The following is a 19089-nucleotide window of genomic DNA, read 5'->3' as shown; positions in this document are numbered from 1 at the left end:
GCCCCCGGTCGATAAAAGAAGTTGGACCAAAGAAAAGCGAAGGACGATGTATGGCGACGATCAAAGACGTGGCAGCCATTGCCGGGGTGTCGTTTACGACGGTGTCCCACGTAGTGAACAATTCAAGGCCGGTGTCGGCCGACGTGCGGGCGAAAGTCGAGCGCGCGATCCGCGAGCTGGACTACGTGCCGTCGGCCGTGGCGCGCTCGCTGAAGGCGAAGTCCACCGCGACCATCGGGCTGCTCGTGCCGAACGCCACGAATCCGTACTTCGCCGAACTGGCGCGCGGCGTCGAAGACGGCTGCGCGAAGAACGGCTATTGCGTATTTTTCTGCAACTCGGACGACGATCCCGCGAAACAGCGCAACTATCTGCGCGTCTTGCAGGAAAAGCGCATCGACGGCCTCGTGATCGCGTCAGCGGGCGAGGACGCGGTGCTTGCGCAGTGTCTCGCGGGCGCGCGTGAACCGCTCGTGATCGTGGACCGCAACATCGAGGGCGTCTCGGCGGACCTCGTGCAGATCGACCACGAAAAGGGCGCGTATCTCGCGACCCGGCATCTGCTGCAAATGGGGCATTCGGAAATCGGCTGTATCACGGGGCCGGTGGCGACAGCGGTCAGCGCCATGCGGCTGCATGGCTTCATTCGCGCGATGGCCGAGCGCGGCGTCGAGATCGAGCCGAACGCGATTGTTCAGAGCGACTTTTCGGCGACGGGCGGCTATGCTGCGGCCTCGCAGCTCTTCGACGCGATGAAGCCGACCGCGATCTTCGCGTGCAACGACATGATGGGCATCGGCGCGCTGCGGGCGGCGGCGGAGCGCAAGATCCGCGTGCCGGACGACTGCTCGATCATCGGATTCGACGACGTGGAGCTTTCGCGCTACACGTATCCCGCGCTGTCGACGGTCGGCCAGTCGGTGCGCGCGCTCGGCGAAATGGCCGCGCAGACGCTGATCGAGCGCATCGTCGGCAAGCTCGGCGGCACGACGCGCCGCCGCGTGGTAGCGCCGCGTCTCGTGCTGCGCGAAACGACGGCGGTCGTGCCCGAATCGCACGCGATGGAAAGCGGCGCCGTGGCCGACGCGAAAGCGCAATAACAACCGGAGCGGGAATTCATCGCGATGAGCGACAAGGCAACGTCTAAAATGGCCCCGCGCGGGCGCGTGGTTGTGGTCGGCAGTCTCAACATGGATCTCGTCGCACGCGCGCCGCGCCTGCCGATGCCCGGCGAGACGCTCGCCGGCTCGGCTTTCGTGCAGGCGCCGGGCGGCAAGGGCGCGAATCAGGCGGTCGCGGCGGCGCGTCTGGGCGCACAGGTCGCGATGATCGGCTGCGTCGGCAATGACGCCAACGGCGCGACGCTGCGCGCGGGCCTCGCAGCGGAAGGCATAGACTGCGCGGCGCTCGCCACGAGCGACGACGCGCCGACGGGCGTGGCGCTCATCATCGTGGACGACGCGAGCCAGAACGCAATCGTGATCGTCGCGGGCAGCAACGCGGAAGTCACGCCGGCTGCCATCGACGCACAGGAGGCAGTGCTCGCACACGCCGACGTGATCGTCTGCCAGCTCGAAACGCCGCCGCAAACGGTGCGCGCCGCGCTCGCAGCGGGCCGCCGCCTCGGCCGCACGACGATTCTCAATCCCGCGCCCGCAGCGAACGCCTTGCCCGCCGACTGGTTTCCGCTCATCGACTATCTGATCCCGAACGAACTGGAAGCCGCGACGCTTTCCGGCATCGCCATCGCGACGCCCGACGATGCCCGCCGCGCCGCGCAGGCGCTCAAGGCGAAAGGCGCGCGCAACGTGATCCTCACGCTCGGCGCGCAGGGCGTATTCGCGCTTCTCGAAGGCGACGACGCCGGCCAGCACATGCCATCGCCCAAAGTGGAAGCGGTCGATACCACCGCCGCCGGCGATACCTTCATCGGCGGATTCGCGGCGGAACTCGCGCGCGGCAGCGCCGTCGCGGATGCAATCGCATTCGGGCAGCGCGCCGCCGCGCTCGCCGTCACGCGAGAGGGCGCGCAGCCGTCCATTCCGAACCGCAGCGAAATAGCAGCATAACTTTTCATCGTCTGCTGAATAACGACGCGCGCAATGCGTCGTTTTCCCTATCAGGGAAATAACCTTCTCAAGTCCCTAGCTGGCATGCCGTTCATACGGAGAGCGGGCGCGCAACTGCGCGTCCGCCCGATCGCGGCCCTACGCGACGCATCGCCGCGCGAACCGAACCGGCCTCAGGGACACAACATGAAGAAAGCTTTGACGATCAAGGCGCGCCTCGGCATCTCGATGGCGTTTCTCGGCGCGCTGCTCATCGCAATCGGCGCACTGGGGCTCGCGGGCATGGGCCGCACGAACGGGGCCTTTCTCGATACCTATTCGGTGCAGATGCCGGGCGCCATCGCGGTCGGCAACAGCGAGTTGTATGCGGCCCGCGAACGGCTCGTATTCGACCGCGCCGCGCTGCTCGCCGGCACGTCGGAGGCGGCCGCCGCTATCGATCGTTCGCGACTGATGCGCGAGCGCGCCGACGCGTTCTGGAAGAGCTACATGTCGCTGCCGCAGACGCCCGACGAGCGGCGCCTGGCCGATGCGTCGCAAGAGAAGCGGCTCGCGCTTCAACGCGCCGTCGACAAGGGACTCGCGACCGTCACGGCGGACGACCGCGCGGGCATGATCGAATCGGCCAAGGCAATGCAGGCCGCCTACAACGAGCTGGCCAACGCCAACGACGCGCTGCGCGCGTTTCTGACCGACGCCTCGAAGAAGAGCTACGAAGATGCGCAAAGCCGCTATGCGTGGTTCCGTGCGCTGAGTCTTTCGGCCATAGCCCTCGGCATCGCGGCGGCGGCGTTCGCGTGGTTTGCGTTGCGACGAGCCATCGCCCGGCCGCTCGAAGCCGCGCTCGGACACTTCGAAGCCATCGCCGCGGGCGATCTGCGCCGCGACGTGGTCGTGACTTCACGCGACGAAATGGGCCTCTTGCTCGAGGGCCTCGCCAGAATGCGCACGAGCCTGCTCACGACGGTTCGCACGGTGCGCTCGGGCAGCGAATCCATCGCGTCGGCCACGCAGCAGATCGCGGCAGGCAACACGGACCTGTCGTCGCGCACGGAAGAGCAGGCGTCGGCGTTGCAGGAAACGGCATCCAGCATGGAGGAACTGACGAGCACGGTGCGTCAAAACGCGGACAACGCGCGTCAGGCCAGCACGCTCGCCGCGAACGCGTCGGAAATCGCGGGCAAGGGCAGCGCCGTCGTCACGCAAGTGGTCGGTACGATGGGCGAAATCAGCCGCAGCTCGGCGAAAATCGCGGACATCATCACGATCATTGAAGGCATCGCGTTCCAGACCAACATTCTGGCGCTCAACGCGGCCGTCGAAGCGGCGCGGGCCGGCGAAGAAGGGCGCGGTTTCGCGGTCGTGGCGGGCGAAGTGCGCAATCTCGCGCAGCGTTCGTCGACGGCTGCCAAGGAAATCAAGGAGTTGATCGACGATTCGGTCGCGCGCGTACAGTCGGGCACGACGCTCGTCGACGAAGCGGGCCGCACGATGCACGAGATCATCGGCGCCGTGCAGCGCGTGACGGACATCATGGGCGAGATCGCGGCGGCATCGGCGGAGCAGACGAGCGGCATCGAGCAGGTCTCGCGCGCCGTCACGCAGATGGACGAAGTCACGCAGCAGAACGCGGCGCTCGTCGAGGAAGCGGCGGCCGCGGCGCAGTCGCTCGAAGATCAGGCGGCGCGGCTGCGTCAGGCGGTCGCAGTGTTTCAGGTGACGGAAGGCGCGGGGCTTGCTGCTTATTCCGTGACTTCGGCTGCGGCTTCGGTTGCTCCAGCGGCTGTAAGCCGGTGTGTCAAGCCGAAGCGCGTGACGCCGCCTGCAACGAACTCGAAGCCTGCTGCCGTGTCGACGGCCGGCGGCGACTGGGAAACGTTCTGACGCTGTCATGCCGTTGCCCGCGTCGCGCATCGGTGCGATGCGGGCAAGATAAACTGCCTGCGGTCCGGTAACCCGTACACTGACGACACAGCACGTCACCATCCACACGAGGATATCGACATGACCGGATCGACACTCGCCGCCCAGCTCGTCGCGGCCCGGCGTCAGCATCGACTGATCGAAACGCTGGAGCCGCGCGATATTCCCGCCGACTCGCCCACCGCCTACGCCATCCAGCACGAAGTCCTGCGCGACACGAAAGCGCGCATCGGCGCGTGGAAGATCGGCGCACGCGCGCCCGATGCGCTCGCGACGGGCGCGCCCATCGATGCGGAGTGTGTCTATGTTTCGCCCGCACGCCTGCCTTTCGAGAGTTTCTTTCGCGTGCTGGTGGAACTGGAGATCGCGTTTCGGTTCGCGTATGCACTGCCCCCTAAAAACGAGCCTTACACGCGCGCCGAAGTGTTGGCGGCGATAGGCGGCATTGCAGTCGCGCTGGAAGTGGTCGATAGCCGTTTCGCGCAATGGCCCAATCTCGATCCGCTCGCGCAGCTCGCGGATTCACAGAACAACGGCGCGCTGGTCACGAGCGGCATGGAACCTTACGAAGTCGTCGCGCCTAGCTTCGACTTTCTTGCGCCGCGCCTGGAATTCACGCTCGACGGCGTGGGGATTGCTCCCGCCACGCTTGGCAATCCCGCGGGCGATCCGCGCGAACTGCTGCCCTGGCTCGTCAACCATTGTTCGCGCATGGGTTTGACGGTGGAGCCCTTCTGGACCATCACGACAGGCTCCTACACCGGCGCGTATCGCGTGGAAGGGCCGGCGATGGTGCATGGCGCGATAGACCGCATCGGCGAACTGGAGCTTGTATTGACGTGATGACATGCGCTCAAGCGCACGCATTGGCGGAAGGTCCCGATCACGCGATGAAGGGGAGCGCGGCGCAGCGAACATGCCGAAGGGCACGCGCGGCGCACGCTGCATATCATGCGCGAACGCATGCAGAACATCTTGGGACTGAGGATTGTAGGTGAACGAAAATAACCTACCAAGCTAGTGATTGTTCCGAGCAGCTTCTAAGCAAATCAACCAAGCAAGTGCGTGAAAAAAAATTCGAAAGGGTTTAGGATGAATTCAAGCGATGTCGTTTCGATAACGCGCGTTGAGACGACCAAGGCTTTCTGACTTCGGCGAGGAGGTAGCATGGATATCTACAGCAGTTTCGCGACCCGCTTCGAAAAAACCCGCGAGGAGGAATTCTCGCTCGAAGAGTATCTCGCGCTCTGCAAGGAAGATCCTGCCACATATGCAACAGCGGGCGAACGCATGTTGATGGCCATCGGTGAACCCGAAATGGTCGACACTCGCCTCGATCCGCGTTTATCGCGTGTGTTTGCAAACAAGGTCATCAAGGTGTATCCGGCGTTCCGCGAGTTCTACGGAATGGAGGAAGTGATCGAGAACGTCGTGTCGTATTTCAGGCACGCCGCGCAGGGTCTTGAAGAGAAAAAGCAGATCCTGTATCTGCTGGGTCCAGTGGGCGGCGGCAAGTCGTCCATTGCAGAGCGGCTCAAGCAACTCATGGAGCGCGTACCGTTCTATTCGCTCAAGGGCTCGCCCGTGAACGAATCGCCGCTCGGCCTCTTCGATTACGACGAAGACGGTCCGGTGCTCGAGGAACAGTACGGCATTCCGCGCCGCTATCTGAAGAGCATTCTTTCGCCGTGGGCCGTCAAGCGCCTGCACGAATACAACGGCGATATCCGCAAGTTCCGCGTGGTGCGCCGCTATCCGTCGATACTCCGGCAGATCGGCATCGCGAAGACGGAACCGGGCGACGAGAACAATCAGGACATCTCCTCGCTCGTCGGCAAGGTGGACATTCGCAAGCTCGAAACCTATTCGCAGGACGACGCCGATGCTTACAGCTATTCCGGCGGCCTGTGCCTTGCAAACCAGGGCCTGCTCGAATTCGTCGAGATGTTCAAGGCGCCGATCAAGGTGCTGCATCCGCTCCTGACCGCCACGCAAGAAGGCAACTTCAAAGGCACGGAAGGCTTCGGCGCGATCCCGTTCGACGGCGTGATTCTCGCGCACTCGAACGAATCGGAATGGAAGGCTTTCCGCAACAACAAGAACAACGAGGCGCTGCTCGATCGTATCTTCGTGGTGAAGGTGCCGTACTGCCTGCGCTATAGCGAAGAGGTGAAGATCTACGAGAAGCTCTTGCGCAACTCGTCGCTTGCGGAAGCGGTATGCGCGCCGGGCACGCTCAAGATGATGGCGCAGATGGCCGTGCTCACGCGTTTGCACGAGCCTGAGAATTCGAGCCTCTTTTCGAAGATGCAGGTCTATGACGGCGAGAACCTGAAGGACACCGATCCCAAAGCGAAGTCGTATCAGGAGTATCGCGACTTCGCAGGCGTCGATGAGGGCATGACGGGGGTGTCCACGCGGTTCGCGTTCAAGATCCTGTCGCGCGTCTTCAACTTCGATTCGACGGAGGTCGCGGCCAACCCGGTGCATCTCATGTACGTGCTCGAACAGCAGATCGAGCGCGAACAATTCCCGCCGGAGACGGAGCAGAAGTACCTGTCGTTCATCAAGGACGTACTGGCTTCGCGCTACGCCGAGTTCATCGGGAAGGAGATTCAGACGGCTTATCTGGAGTCGTATTCGGAGTATGGACAAAACATCTTCGATCGCTATGTGACGTATGCAGACTTCTGGATTCAGGATCAGGAGTTCCGCGATCACGACACCGGCGAGAGCTTCGACCGCGCCGCGCTCAATGCGGAACTGGAGAAGATCGAGAAGCCTGCGGGCATTAGCAACCCGAAGGACTTCCGCAACGAGATCGTGAACTTTGTGCTGCGCGCCCGCGCGAACAACGGCGGCAAGAATCCCGCGTGGATCAGCTATGAAAAGCTGCGCGTGGTGATCGAGAAGAAGATGTTCTCGAACACGGAGGAACTCTTGCCGGTCATCTCCTTCAATGCGAAGGGATCGGCCGAAGAGCAGCGCAAGCACGAAGACTTCGTGAATCGCATGGTCGCGAAGGGTTATACGCCGAAGCAGGTGCGTTTGTTGTGCGACTGGTATCTGCGCGTGCGCAAGTCGTCGTAAGCGGCACGCGGCAAGATAGCGTGATTAGCAGTCAAGCAGTGCAGGTCCGCGCCATCCGGGTTCGATGCTTGCATCCGGATGGCAAGCGGGCAGAACGCGAGCGAGAGGCGCCGGATTGCGGCGCAAACATGCGGCGCCTCGCACACTCGCCATTTTCGCGGGAGACTGGATGTGCTGCACCAAATCATCGACCGCAGGTTAGCCGGCAAGAACAAGAGCATCGCGAACCGCGAACGCTTTCTGCGACGCGTCAAGAACTACATTCGCCGCGCCGTTTCCGACGCGGTGCGCGATCGCAGCATCAAGGACATTCAAAGCACGCAGAGCATCACGATTCCGAAGAAGGACATCGCGGAGCCGTCGTTCCGGCACGGTCCGGGCGGCAAGCGTGAATACGTGCATCCGGGCAACGCCGATTACGTGCGCGGCGACAAGATTCCGCGTCCACAAGGCGGCTCGGGCGGCGGCGGCAAAAGCGCGAGCAACGAGGGTGAAGGCCAGGACGATTTCGTTTTCGAGTTGTCGCGCGAAGAATTCATGCAGTACTTCTTCGACGATCTCGAACTGCCGCGCCTCGTCAAGACGCAACTGCTCGCGGTGCCGACATGGAAGAACGTGCGCGCGGGCTGGGCGGCCGAAGGCACGCCGAACAACATCGACGTAGTGCGCTCGCTGCGTAGCGCGCTCGGGCGGCGCATCGCGCTCGGCTGGCCGCTGTCGGCGCAATTGCGCGAGATGGAGCGCCAGCTCGAACAGCTGAAGGAAGAGGACGGCAATCCGGACGACATCGCGCGGCTCGAAGCGGATATCGTCATCATGCAGGGACGCATCACGCGCATTCCGTTCATCGATCCGTTCGATCTGCGCTACATCAATCGCGTGAAGCAGCCCACGCCTTCCAGCAAGGCCGTGATGTTCTGCCTGATGGACGTGTCCGGTTCCATGGACGAGCAGCGCAAGGATCTCTCGAAGCGTTTCTTCATCCTGCTGTATCTCTTCCTGCAGCGGAACTACGAGAAGATCGAGGTCGTGTTCATCCGTCACCATACGCGCGCCGAAGAGGTCGATGAAGACACGTTCTTCCATTCGACGGAAAGCGGCGGCACGGTGGTGTCGAGCGCGCTCGAACTCATGAAGAAAATCATGGACGAGCGCTACTCGCCGACTGAATGGAACATTTACGGCGCACAGGCTTCGGACGGCGACAACTGGACCGACGACTCCCCGAAGTGCCGCAAGCTGCTCGCGGAGGACATCCTGCCGAAGGTGCGGTATTTTGCGTATATTCAAGTCGCGCCAGAAGAGCAGAACCTGTGGTTGGAGTATGCTCAACTTGCGGCCGGCGCGCCTGAACTGGCGATGAAAAAGGTCGATTCGGCCTCGGACATCTACCCTGTGTTCCGCGAACTCTTCGAAAAACAACAGGCGGCCGCATGACGACGAGGCACGTGAACAACGAAACGCGTGGATATCATCTCGACGGCACGGACGATCGTGCGCCGTCGAAACTCGGACCGGAAGCGGGGCAACGCAATGCGTCCGGCAGGATGCACGAGGTAAGCATGAACGTTGCAGAAAAACGGCGGCCGCTGCCATGCCCATCGGACTGGAGCGTGGAGCTGATCGAGGAGTACGACGCCGAAATCTCGCGCGTCGCGAATCGCTACGGGCTCGATGTCTATCCGATCCAGCTCGAAATCATCAGCGCCGAGCAGATGATGGATGCCTACGCGTCCGTCGGCATGCCGGTGAACTATCGGCACTGGTCGTTCGGCAAGCACTTCCTCTCGACGGAGAAGAGCTACCGGCGCGGGCAGATGGGGCTCGCGTATGAGATCGTCATCAACTCGAATCCGTGCATCGCGTATCTGATGGAAGAGAACACGATGACGATGCAGGCGCTCGTCATCGCGCATGCCGCTTACGGGCATAACTCGTTCTTCAAGGGGAACTACCTCTTCCGGCTGTGGACGGACGCGCACGCGATCATCGATTACCTCGTGTATGCGAAGAACTACATCGCGGAATGCGAGGAGCGTCACGGGCTGGATCGCGTCGAGGAACTGCTCGACTCGTGCCACGCACTGATGAACTACGGCGTGGACCGCTACAAGCGTCCGCAGAAGCTCTCGCTCGCGAAGGAAGCCGCGATGCGCCGCGAGCGCGAGGCGTATCTGCAATCGCAGGTGAATGAATTGTGGCGCACGCTGCCGAACAAGAAGGCGCCGTCCGCCGAGGAAACCGAAAGCCGCTATCCGCCGGAGCCGCAGGAAAATCTGCTGTACTTCGCGGAGAAGAACGCGCCGCTGCTCGAGCCGTGGGAGCGCGAAGTCATTCGCATCGTGCGCAAGGTCGGACAGTACTTCTATCCGCAGCGGCAGACGCAGGTGATGAACGAAGGTTGGGCCACGTTCTGGCACTACACGCTGCTGAATACGCTCTACAACGAAGGCCGGCTAGAAGACGGCTTCATGATGGAGTTCCTGCATTCGCATTCGAATGTGGTCTATCAGCCGCCGGTGACGAAGCCGTATTACAGCGGCATCAACCCGTATGCGCTGGGCTTTTCGATGATGAGCGACATTCGCCGCATCTGCGAGAACCCGACGGACGAAGACCGCGAGTGGTTCCCCGACCTTGCGGGCAGCGACTGGCTGGAATCGCTGCACTACGCAATGCGCAATTTCAAGGACGAGAGCTTCATCGCGCAGTATCTGTCGCCGCATTTGATCCGCGAGATGCGCCTTTTCTCGATCCTCGACGACGACATGCGCGACGCGCTCGAAGTCTCGGCCATTCACGACGAAAGCGGCTATCGCTACGTGCGGCAGGCGCTGTCGCGGCAGTACGACATTCATCACCGCGAGCCGAATATCCAAGTGTATTCGGTCAACACGCGCGGCGACCGCAGTCTCACGCTGCGCCACTTCATGACCGATAACCGGCATCTGTCGAACGACAGCGACGAAGTGCTCAAGCACATGGCGCGCTTGTGGCAGTTCGACGTGTATCTGGAAAGCGTCGATGAAAACGGGACGGTGAGAAAGCGCTTCGACTGCCGGTACACGTCGCCGCATTCGCGCTGACTCTCGCTCGCTCCGATGCATTAAACGGCTCCTTTGCGGAGCCGTTTTTTTTGCTTATTGCGCGTCTTCGTCCTGCGAGAAAATATCCCAGCTCGCCATGAACAGCGCGGCCACGAGCGGCCCGATCACGAAGCCGTTGATGCCGAACAGCGCCATGCCGCCGAGCGTCGAAATGAGCACGACCCAGTCCGGCATCTTCGTGTCCTTGCCGACGAGAATCGGACGCAACACGTTGTCGACGAGACCGATCACGACGACGCAGAACACCACCAGAATCAGCCCGCGCCAGATCTCGCCGGTCATGAAGAAGTAGAGCGCGGCAGGCGCCCACACGAGCGCCGCGCCGACTGCCGGCAAGAGCGACAGAAACGCCATCAACACGCCCCAAAGCAGCGAGCCGTTGATGCCGAGAATCCAGAAGATCAGCCCGCCGAGCAAACCCTGCACGGCGGCGACCGCGATGTTGCCCTTGACCGTCGCGCGCACGACGGTCGTGAACTTCGCGATCAGATGTTGCTTCGGCGCCGGATCGAGCGGAAGCGCGCGCCGGATGCGCCGTCCGATCTCGCCGCCATCGCGCAGCAAGAAGAACACGAGATACAGCATGACGCCGAAGCTCACGATGAACTGAAACGTGTTCTGGCCGATCAGCAGCGCTTGTGCGGCCGCAAACTGGCTGATGCGCGAGGCGCCTTCCATCAGCTTGCTTTGCACGCCGCCGATGTCGTCGAGCCCGTAGCGCCCGAGCAACTGTTGCACGGACGCCGGCAGTGCGTGGAGCACATGCTGAAAGTACATGCCGAAGTTCAGGTCGCCGCTCTTGATGCGCGTATAGACGAGCGCGATTTCCTGCACAAGCGTCACCGCGACGAGCGACACCGGAATGATGACGATGAGAATCGCGGCGGCGAGCGTCGCGAGCGCGGCGAGGTTGCGGCGCTTGCCGAAGCGCACCGTGAGCCAACGCTGCATCGGCTGGAAGAGCAGTGCGAGGATCGCCCCCCAGAAGATCGCGCCGAAGAACGGCAGCAACACCCAGCCGAGCGCAACGGTCACGACGAACAGCAGGATATGAAAGAAGTTCTGGTGGACGGACTGGTGGTTGTTCATTAGCAGAATGGGCAGGGCAGTGGGGCAGGACGGTCGTGAACGGGCCATGCTAGCACGCGCTGTCGGCGACCTTTCACGCATGGCTTCGAGCACGAAACTCGCCTGCCGTTCGCGAGATGCGCGGTGCGGCGGTCCGCGTCGACTAAAATCCGGCTTCCATTTCTTGCAGACGGCTTCCGGTCGGCTCCGGACCGCTTACATCTGCGTCACGCATCGAACCATGAATCCAGGCGTCTTTTACGCATTCGCGGCCTTTGCCATCTGGGGCCTCTTTCCGATCTACTTCAAGGCGCTCCATTCGATCGGCGCGATCGAAATGCTCGCGCACCGCATGGCGTGGTCGATGGCCTTTCTGCTGATCGTGCTGACCGCGCGGCGGCACTGGCAATGGCTCGTGCCCGTGGTGCGCGACAAGCGGCTCCTCGCGCGCTTCGCGGCGAGCGCGGTGCTGCTCTCGGCGAACTGGGGCATCTATATCTGGGCGGTGAACGACGGGCGCATCGTGGAGGCGAGTCTCGGCTACTTCATCAATCCGCTCGTCAACGTGCTGTTCGGCATGGCGTTCCTGCGCGAACGCCTGCGGCCGGTTCAGTGGATGGCGGTGATGGTCGCGGCGCTCGGCGTCGTGTGGCTCACGTGGGCGAACGGCGCGCCGCCGTGGATCAGCTTCGCGCTCGCGCTGACCTTCGGCGGATATGGCCTGCTGCGCAAGACCGCGTCGCTCGGCGCGCTCAAGGGGCTCACGCTCGAAACCCTGCTGCTGTGTCCGGTCGCGCTGCTCTATCTTTTTCTGCTCGGCTCGCACGGCGCGAGCGGCTTCGGGCAGGCGACGTTCGGCGTCAAGCTGCTGCTCGCGGCGGCCGGACCGGTGACGGCCGTGCCGCTGCTGCTGTTCGGCGCTGGCGCGCGACGCATTCCGCTGTCGATGCTCGGCCTCATCCAGTACATCACGCCGACGCTGCAATTGCTGATCGGCGTGGCGATTTATCGCGAGGCGTTCGGGCACGATCAGCTCATCGGCTACGGCGCGATCTGGAGCGCGCTCGCGCTGTATTCGCTCGAAGGCTTCTATCGGGCGGGGCGGGCGCGGGCAGCCTGAGCCGACCGGTGCGCTTTACCGCGATGCATCGCCCCAGCGGTACTCGACGGTCGCATCATCGAGCTTCGCCTTGATGTCCGGATCGAGCGGCTGATCGACGGCCGCGAGCGTGTCGTCGAGCTGCTCCGGGCGGCTCGCGCCGATGATCGCCGAAGTCACCGCGGGATTTTCCAGCACCCACGCGAGCGACGTGCTGGCAAGCGAGCGCCCCGTCGGCGCGACGATTTCCTTTAGCTTCTCGATGGTCTGGAACTCGCGCTCGTGCCAGTAACGCTCCTGATACATCTCGCCCGCCTTGCCGACCGTCGCGGTGAAGCGTCCATCGGAAGGCGCCGCGCCGTGCTTGTGTTTGCCTGTCAGCAGCCCGCCCGCGAGCGGGTTGTACGGAATGACGGCGAGCCCTTCTTCGGTCGAAAGCGGCAGCAACTCGCGCTCGATCTGCCGGAACAGCAGGTTATAGCGCGGCTGCACGGACACGAAACGCGCGGTCCGCAGCACGTCGGCGCGGCCCAGCGCCCGCGCGAGCCGGTACGCCAGGAAATTGGACACGCCGATATAGCGCGCCTTGCCGTGCCGCACGATCACGTCGAGCGCCTCGAGCGTCTCGTCGAGCGGCGTGTCGCGGTCGTCCATATGGAGCTGGTACAGATCGACGTAATCGGTGTTCAGGCGTCTCAGCGACGCGTCGATGGCATCGAGCAGATGCTTGCGCGACGCGCCCTTGTTCCAGTCGAGCGGCCCCATCACCCCGACGGCTTTCGTCGCGAGGATGAACTGATCGCGCTTGCCCGCGAGCCATCGCCCGACGATCTCTTCGGTGCGGCCGACGATATCGTGCGTGCCGCCGAGCGGATAGACATCCGCCGTATCGATGAAGTTGACACCGGCCTCGCGCGCCCGGTCCATGATGCCGCGCGACACGTTTTCGTCGGTCTGCAGACCGAAGGTCATGGTGCCCAGGGTGAGACGCGAAACGGTGAGTCCGGTGCTGCCGAATTTGCGGTATTGCACGGTTGCGCTCCAGAAGAAGGGAAGAAGGCGTGCGGCAACGGGCAGCATAGCCCGTATGGTGCGCGGCTGCTGATCGGCTGCTTATCGGCTGCTTATCGGCTCACGATCGTGCAGCGGGTGTCGGCGCAGGCGTGCGTGGCGCGGAGTCGAGCCGGCGGAACACCGCGGCCGACAGCAGCGTGACCACGCCCATGCATACGAAGCTCAGTTTGAAGCCGAGCGATGCCGACCCGAAGTGTCCTTCGAAAACCTGTACGAGCGAGCCGCCGATGGAGACGCCGAGTCCGATGGCGAGCATCTGCACCATCGAGAAGAGGCTGTTGCCGCTGCCCGCGTCCTGCTTCGACAAGCCCTTGAGCGTGACGCTGTTCATCGCGGCGAACTGCATCGAGTTGCACGCGCCGAAGAGCGCCAGAACCACGATTTCGGCGGCGAGCGGCAGCGACGGCGAGAACGCCGCGAAGGCAACGATCGACGCGCCGACGAGCGCCGTGTTCACCAGCAGGAAGGTGTCGTAGCCGTAACGCTTGACGAGCCGCGCGATCCAGCGCTTCGAGACGGTGCCCGCAAGCGCGATGGGCAGCATCATCAGGCCCGAGTGCAGCGGGCTGTAGCCGAGTTCCAGCTGCATCATGAGCGGCAGCAGAAACGGCACCGCGCTCGACCCGATGCGGCACAGCAGATTTCCGATCAGTCCCACGCTGAAATTCGGCTCGTGGAAGAGCGCGAGCTTGAAGAGCGGATTGCGCCGACGGCGCGCGTACGGAATATAGGCGAACGCGGATACCGCCGCGAGCGCAAAGAGCGCCGCCGACAGCGCACCGCGATGCGTCTGGAGCGGAGGATCGAGCGCGAGCGAAAACGCGACCATGCACAGCGACAGCAGCCCGCAGCCGACGAAGTCGAAGGGCGGTGCGTCGTGCAGCGTATCGTGCGGCAGAAAGCGCCGCACCGCGTAGAGGCCGGCCGCGCCGATCGGCACGTTGATGAGAAAGATCCAGTGCCAGGTGAACGACTGGACGAACCATCCGCCGAGCGTCGGGCCGAGAATCGGGCCGACTTGTCCGGCGACGGAAATCATCGCGAGTGCGGACACGTACGCTTCGCCGCTGACGGCGCGCAACACCGCCAGGCGGCCGATCGGCAGCAGCATCGAGCCGCCGATGCCTTGCAGCACGCGCGCAAAGACGAGCTGGTTGAGCGAATGCGCGCCCGCACAGGCGAGCGATCCGGCGACGAACAGGCTGATCGACACGAAATAGACGTGCCGCGTGCCGAAGCGGTCCGCGAGCCAGCCGGAGGCGGGCGTGAGCAGCGCCATCGTGAGCGTGTAGGCGACGACGATCGACTGCATCGCAAGCGGCGCGGCGTGCAGGTCCCGCGCGATGGAAGGCAGCGCCGTGTTGACGATGGTCGTATCGAGCGCCTGCATGAAAAAGCCCACGGCGACGATCCACAGAAGCGCCGTGTGCGAAGACTGTCTGGTCATTGGAAAAAGGAAGAGCGTCGCGCTGGAACCGTTTTCAGCGCATCCGTGAAATATTAGTGACTGCGAGCGTGATCGGGAAGCCCGCTAGCCGCATTGACTGCAATCGGATTCGCCGATGACAATGGCGCATGCTCAATCCGCTCTGGCTGAGTACTTTTGCGACGGTAGCCGCGTCGCACAGCTTCACCGATGCCGGACGGCAGCTTGGTCTGCGTCAGTCCAGTGTGTCGGAGCATATCCGGCGCCTGGAAGAAAGCGTGGGCCGGCGGCTCTTCCTGCGCGACACGCACTCGCTCGCCCTGACCGCCGACGGCGAGGCTATGCTCGTTCACGCCCGCGTCATTCTCGAAGCGATGGCGCACGCGGAATCCCAATTCAGTTCGCCACGATTACGCGGTCGCGTGCGGCTCGGCTCGTCGGACGATCTCGCGCTCGGGCCGCTGCCGAGCGTGCTCGCCGCGTTTCGCGACACGCATCCGGACGTGGAACTGGAAATCACCATCGGGATGACCGGGCGGCTGTATCAGCTGCTCGACGCGGGCGAACTGGATCTCGCCGTCGGCAAGCGCCGTCTGGGCGATGCCCGCGGCACGCGGCTTTTCAGCGGGCGGCTGGAATGGCTCGCGAAGCCGGGCACTGTCGTCGATACGACTCTGCCGCTGCCGCTGATTCTGGTCGCAGAGCCGAGCGTCACGCGCGCCGTCGTGCTCGATTCCCTCGCGATGAGCGGCGCGCGCTGGCAGATGGTCTGCACGAGCAGCAGCCACGCCGGCTGTATCGCGGCGGCGCGCGGCGGCCTTGGGCTGACGGTGCGCTCGCATTTTCTGGCGGGGCGCGGGCTCGCGCCGCCGGTCAATCGCGCGGAGTTGCCGGAGTTGCCCGAAGTCGAATTCATCGCGTTTGGCGCGAAGCATCTGAGCCGGCCAGCGGAGACGCTGCTTCAGCTTCTGCAGAACAGCGATCTGCGCGGGGAATGGGACGGCGAGTAGGGCACGTGACGTGCTGCGCGCGATGCGGGTCGTTGCCTTCGTATTGGTCGTGCGGGTCTGGGCGTTCGCGGGTGGCGGGCGACGCCTGCTTGCAGTTCGTGGGGTTCTTGGCCGCTCGGATCGTGCGGATTGCTCCGATCGTGCGGAACGCTCGGCTTGGGCCGACGTGCGCGGCTTTCGTGGTTCCCCGCGGCCGTGCGTTCGTGCGGTTCGTGCGGTTCGTGCGGTTCGTGCGGTTCGTGCGGTTCGTGCGTTTCGGGCGTTTCGGGCGATTCGGGCGATTCGGGCGATTCGGGCGATTCCGGCGATTCGGGTGATTCGGGCCATTCGGGCCATTCGGGTTATCCGGGTGGTCCGGGCGGTCCGGGCGATTCGGGCGATCCGGGCGATTCGAGCGGTTCGGGCGATTCGGGCAATTCGGGCGATTCAGGCGGTTCGGGCGGTTCGGGCGGTTTGAGCCGTTTGAGCCGTTTGAGCCGTTTGAGCCGTTTGAGCCGTTTGAGCCGTTTGAGCCGTTTGAGCCGTTTGAGCCGTTTGAGCCGTTTGAGCCGTTTGAGCCGTTTGAGCCGTTTGAGCCGTTTGAGCCGTTTGAGCCGTTTGAGCCGTTTGAGCCGTTTGAGCCGTTTGAGCCGTTTGAGCCGTTTGAGCCGTTTGAGCCGTTTGAGCCGTTTGAGCCGTTTGAGCCGTTTGAGCCGTTTGAGCGGTTAAGCCGTTAAGCCGTTAAGCCGTTAAGCCGTTAAGCCGTTAAGCCGTTAAGCCGTTAAGCGGTTAAGCGGTTAAGCGGTTAAGCGGATTTAGCGGTTTTAGCGGTTTGGTCGTGCTTGGGCGTGCTTGGGCGTGCTTTGGGCGTGCTTTGGGCGTGCTTTGGTCGTGCTTTGAGCGCCCGCTTCGCGCGCCTCACTCGCGTCGTGCCGCCGCAACGCCGCGCGGCGGCTCCGAATGGCTAACCGCAAACGCTTCCTATATATTGAGCGGCCATTGAAGTATCCACTCCAGCTCGTGCTTCCTCTCTGCCGTCATTTCCTCGCCGATGCCCGGCGTCACGCTTACTGGGCGTTCTTCGCCGTCGCGCTCGCGCTGATACCGCTCTCGCGCGCGCACGCCGCCGCCTACGTGACGAAGCACTGCGAAGACCTCGCGGGCAAGACAGTGCCCGCGTCGATCATCGGCCTGCCGACGCGCGGCGCGCTCATCGTGACGGCATCGGCAGTCAAGGCGGCCGCGCCGGGCAACCGCAACGGCGAGTATTGCCGCGTCACCGGAATCATTCGCGCGATTCAGGACACGACGCCCGACATCCGCTTCGAAGTGAACCTCCCGGGCCGCTGGAACGGCCGCGCGCTGCAAATGGGCGGCGGCGGCTACAACGGCGTGCTCGTGTCCGGCACCGAACCCATGCCTTTCGCGCCCGACTCGACGCCGCTCGCGCGCGGTTACGCGACCTTCGGCTCGGACTCGGGCCACGTCGGCAATTCGGGGCGCGCGGACTTCGCGGTGAACGACGAAGCCATCGTCAATTTCGGCTTCGCGCATCTCAAGAAGACGCGCGATGTCGCGCTCGCGCTCATCGAAATGGGCTACGGGCGGCTGCCGGACAAGATCTACTTCGCGGGCGGCTCGACGGGCGGCCGCGAAGGTTTCACCGTGATCGAACGGTTCCCGAACGACTACGATGGCGTGATCGCCAATGCGCCCGCCATCAACTTTTCGGGCGTGCGGCTGCTCGGCGTGAAAGTCGGGCAGGCATCTTATGCGAAGCCGGGCGGCTTCGTCGGGCTCGCGCAGCAGCGGCGCGTGTACGAGACGGTGGTCCACGAATGCGACCGGCTCGACGGTCTGGCGGACGGCATCGTCGGCAATGTGGAGGCGTGCCGCCAGCTCGAACCGCAGATCATCGCGTCATTGCGATGCGCGAACGGCCAGCGTCCGTCGCTACGCGACAGTTGCCTCTCCGATGCGCAACTCGACACGCTCGAACTGCTGCGCGACGGTCTTTCCATGCCGTATCCGCTCGCCTACGGCGCCACGGAGTATCCCGGCTACAACGTGTTTCAGGGCGTGGATTTCACGAGCATGCTCGGGCTCGGCGATTCGCCGACGCTCGTGAATCCGCCGACCTTCGCGGCCAACGGCTATCTCTTCGCGCAGGGCGACGCGTATATCCGCCACTTCGTCACGCGCGACGCGGCCGCCAGCGCGCTCGCCTTCGATATCGACAACCCCGGCCGCTACCGGCAGCGGCTCGTCACGCTTGCGTACACGGTCGGCGCGATGGACCCGGATTTCACCGCGTTCATCGCGCACGGCGGCAAGCTCGTCGCGATGCACGGCCTGGCCGACGAAGTCATCAGCCCGAACGAGACCATCGCGTTTTATCACGGGCTCGTCGAGCGTTACGGTCAGGAGACCGTCGATTCGTTCATGCGGCTCTACATGGTGCCCGGCTTCCAGCACGGCAACGGCGTATTCATTCCCGCATGGGACGAACTCGGCGCGCTCGACGAATGGGTGAGCAACGGCGTCGCGCCGGAGACGCTCGTCGGCACCGACATCGCGCCCGCCACCAACGGACGCACGCGTCCCATCTGCCGATACCCGACTTATCCGCGCTATCTCGGCAAGGGACGAGTAAATCTGGCCGCGAGCTTCCGCTGCACGGCCCCGTGAAGGCGACAGCCATCAGAACGCGCTCACGGCACGAGGGACGAAGCGAGCAATCAGGCGAGCGATGAAGCGCGACCACGCGGGCCTGATCCGCTCCGTGCGATACGAAGTCAGCGACACCTCGACCGCACGCTCCGACTCCGACGACAGCCACACGCGTTCGCCGCGCGCAAGGCGCACGACGTCGCCGGGCGCGAGCCAGTAGTCGTAGGGGTCCTGATGACGCGTGAGCCATATCGAGGCATCCGCGCGCAGTTCGGCATCGCGCGAAAGCCGCCACGAGATCATCTGATGCGGCGTCACCTCGACATACACAACCACGCGCGCACCCGATGCGTGCAGCGTGCCCGACGCGACTCCGTGACGCGCGCCACGCCCTTCCAGCACTTGCGATAGCTCTTCCATCCTTGCTCTCCTTGATTGAGCCGAAGACGGAAGGCCAGGCACGCATGCAACAAAAAAGGCCCCGTCTTGCGGCGGGGCCTTCGGAATCGACTTGCTTGCCTGTCTCGCTAGCGCACGCATTCTCCCGATGACCCGCCGATGATGGCGTTCACTG

At 63.8% G+C, this 19089-nt stretch carries 14 protein-coding genes; 10 read left to right on the top strand and 4 right to left on the bottom strand.

Translation table 11 applies throughout. The features are described 5' to 3' along the window. Positions 1 to 50: 50 nt before the first annotated feature. The 7 genes from P9239_RS11315 to P9239_RS11285 all read left to right on the top strand — a co-directional run bounded on the left by P9239_RS11315 (position 51) and on the right by P9239_RS11285 (position 10168). Entirely contained in the window at positions 51 to 1100 is a 1050-nt protein-coding gene (locus tag P9239_RS11315) for a LacI family DNA-binding transcriptional regulator (RefSeq protein WP_309750762.1), read from the top strand. A 24-nt stretch (positions 1101 to 1124) separates the two neighbouring features. After that, positions 1125 to 2069, top strand: a complete 945-nt coding sequence (gene rbsK, locus P9239_RS11310; protein ID WP_309750760.1) for a ribokinase — start codon at positions 1125 to 1127, stop codon at positions 2067 to 2069. 186 nt (positions 2070 to 2255) lie between these two features. Next, the gene (locus tag P9239_RS11305; protein WP_309750758.1) at positions 2256 to 3953 is read left to right on the top strand and encodes a methyl-accepting chemotaxis protein; all 1698 of its coding nucleotides are present in this window, start codon (positions 2256 to 2258) and stop codon (positions 3951 to 3953) included. Between the two features lie 120 nt (positions 3954 to 4073). Then, positions 4074 to 4835, top strand: a complete 762-nt coding sequence (locus P9239_RS11300) for a hydratase (protein ID WP_309750756.1) — start codon at positions 4074 to 4076, stop codon at positions 4833 to 4835. Positions 4836 to 5159: 324 nt separating this feature from the next. Continuing rightward, entirely contained in the window at positions 5160 to 7082 is a 1923-nt protein-coding gene (locus P9239_RS11295; protein WP_309750754.1) for a PrkA family serine protein kinase, read from the top strand. 171 nt (positions 7083 to 7253) lie between these two features. After that, on the top strand, positions 7254 to 8519 hold the full coding sequence (locus P9239_RS11290) for a YeaH/YhbH family protein (RefSeq protein WP_175940321.1): 1266 nt from the start codon (positions 7254 to 7256) through the stop codon (positions 8517 to 8519). Next, the gene (locus P9239_RS11285) at positions 8516 to 10168 is read left to right on the top strand and encodes a SpoVR family protein (RefSeq protein ID WP_309750750.1); all 1653 of its coding nucleotides are present in this window, start codon (positions 8516 to 8518) and stop codon (positions 10166 to 10168) included. The genes P9239_RS11290 and P9239_RS11285 overlap by 4 nt, the downstream gene beginning before the upstream one ends. A gap of 54 nt (positions 10169 to 10222) precedes the next feature. On the opposite strand, the gene P9239_RS11280 is transcribed toward P9239_RS11285, so the two are convergent. Then, on the bottom strand, positions 10223 to 11278 hold the full coding sequence (locus P9239_RS11280; RefSeq protein WP_309750748.1) for an AI-2E family transporter: 1056 nt from the start codon (positions 11276 to 11278) through the stop codon (positions 10223 to 10225). A 220-nt stretch (positions 11279 to 11498) separates the two neighbouring features. Here P9239_RS11280 and rarD point away from each other — a divergent pair, with 220 nt between their 5' ends. Beyond that, positions 11499 to 12377: an EamA family transporter RarD gene (rarD, locus tag P9239_RS11275; protein ID WP_309750746.1), complete on the top strand. Its 879-nt coding sequence runs from the start codon at positions 11499 to 11501 to the stop codon at positions 12375 to 12377. A gap of 15 nt (positions 12378 to 12392) precedes the next feature. Here the strand turns inward: rarD and P9239_RS11270 are convergent, their stop codons facing one another. After that, positions 12393 to 13388 carry an aldo/keto reductase gene (locus P9239_RS11270; RefSeq protein WP_309750744.1) on the bottom strand — a complete coding sequence of 332 codons (996 nt, stop codon included), beginning with the start codon at positions 13386 to 13388 and terminating at the stop codon, positions 12393 to 12395. A 100-nt stretch (positions 13389 to 13488) separates the two neighbouring features. Continuing rightward, the gene (locus P9239_RS11265; RefSeq protein ID WP_404980096.1) at positions 13489 to 14931 is read right to left on the bottom strand and encodes a DHA2 family efflux MFS transporter permease subunit; all 1443 of its coding nucleotides are present in this window, start codon (positions 14929 to 14931) and stop codon (positions 13489 to 13491) included. A gap of 74 nt (positions 14932 to 15005) precedes the next feature. Here P9239_RS11265 and P9239_RS11260 point away from each other — a divergent pair, with 74 nt between their 5' ends. Next, positions 15006 to 15866: a LysR family transcriptional regulator gene (locus P9239_RS11260; RefSeq protein WP_309750740.1), complete on the top strand. Its 861-nt coding sequence runs from the start codon at positions 15006 to 15008 to the stop codon at positions 15864 to 15866. 1077 nt (positions 15867 to 16943) lie between these two features. Next, the gene (locus P9239_RS11255) at positions 16944 to 18533 is read left to right on the top strand and encodes a tannase/feruloyl esterase family alpha/beta hydrolase (RefSeq protein ID WP_404980097.1); all 1590 of its coding nucleotides are present in this window, start codon (positions 16944 to 16946) and stop codon (positions 18531 to 18533) included. Positions 18534 to 18545: 12 nt separating this feature from the next. Here P9239_RS11255 and P9239_RS11250 read toward each other — a convergent pair whose 3' ends face one another. Beyond that, entirely contained in the window at positions 18546 to 18935 is a 390-nt protein-coding gene (locus P9239_RS11250; RefSeq protein ID WP_309750738.1) for a DUF2917 domain-containing protein, read from the bottom strand. Positions 18936 to 19089: the final 154 nt, after the last annotated feature.

Origin of the sequence: Caballeronia sp. LZ062 (assembly GCF_031450785.1) — a bacterium.
GTDB lineage: Bacteria > Pseudomonadota > Gammaproteobacteria > Burkholderiales > Burkholderiaceae > Caballeronia.
This window is presented reverse-complemented; position numbering and strand designations above follow the sequence as displayed.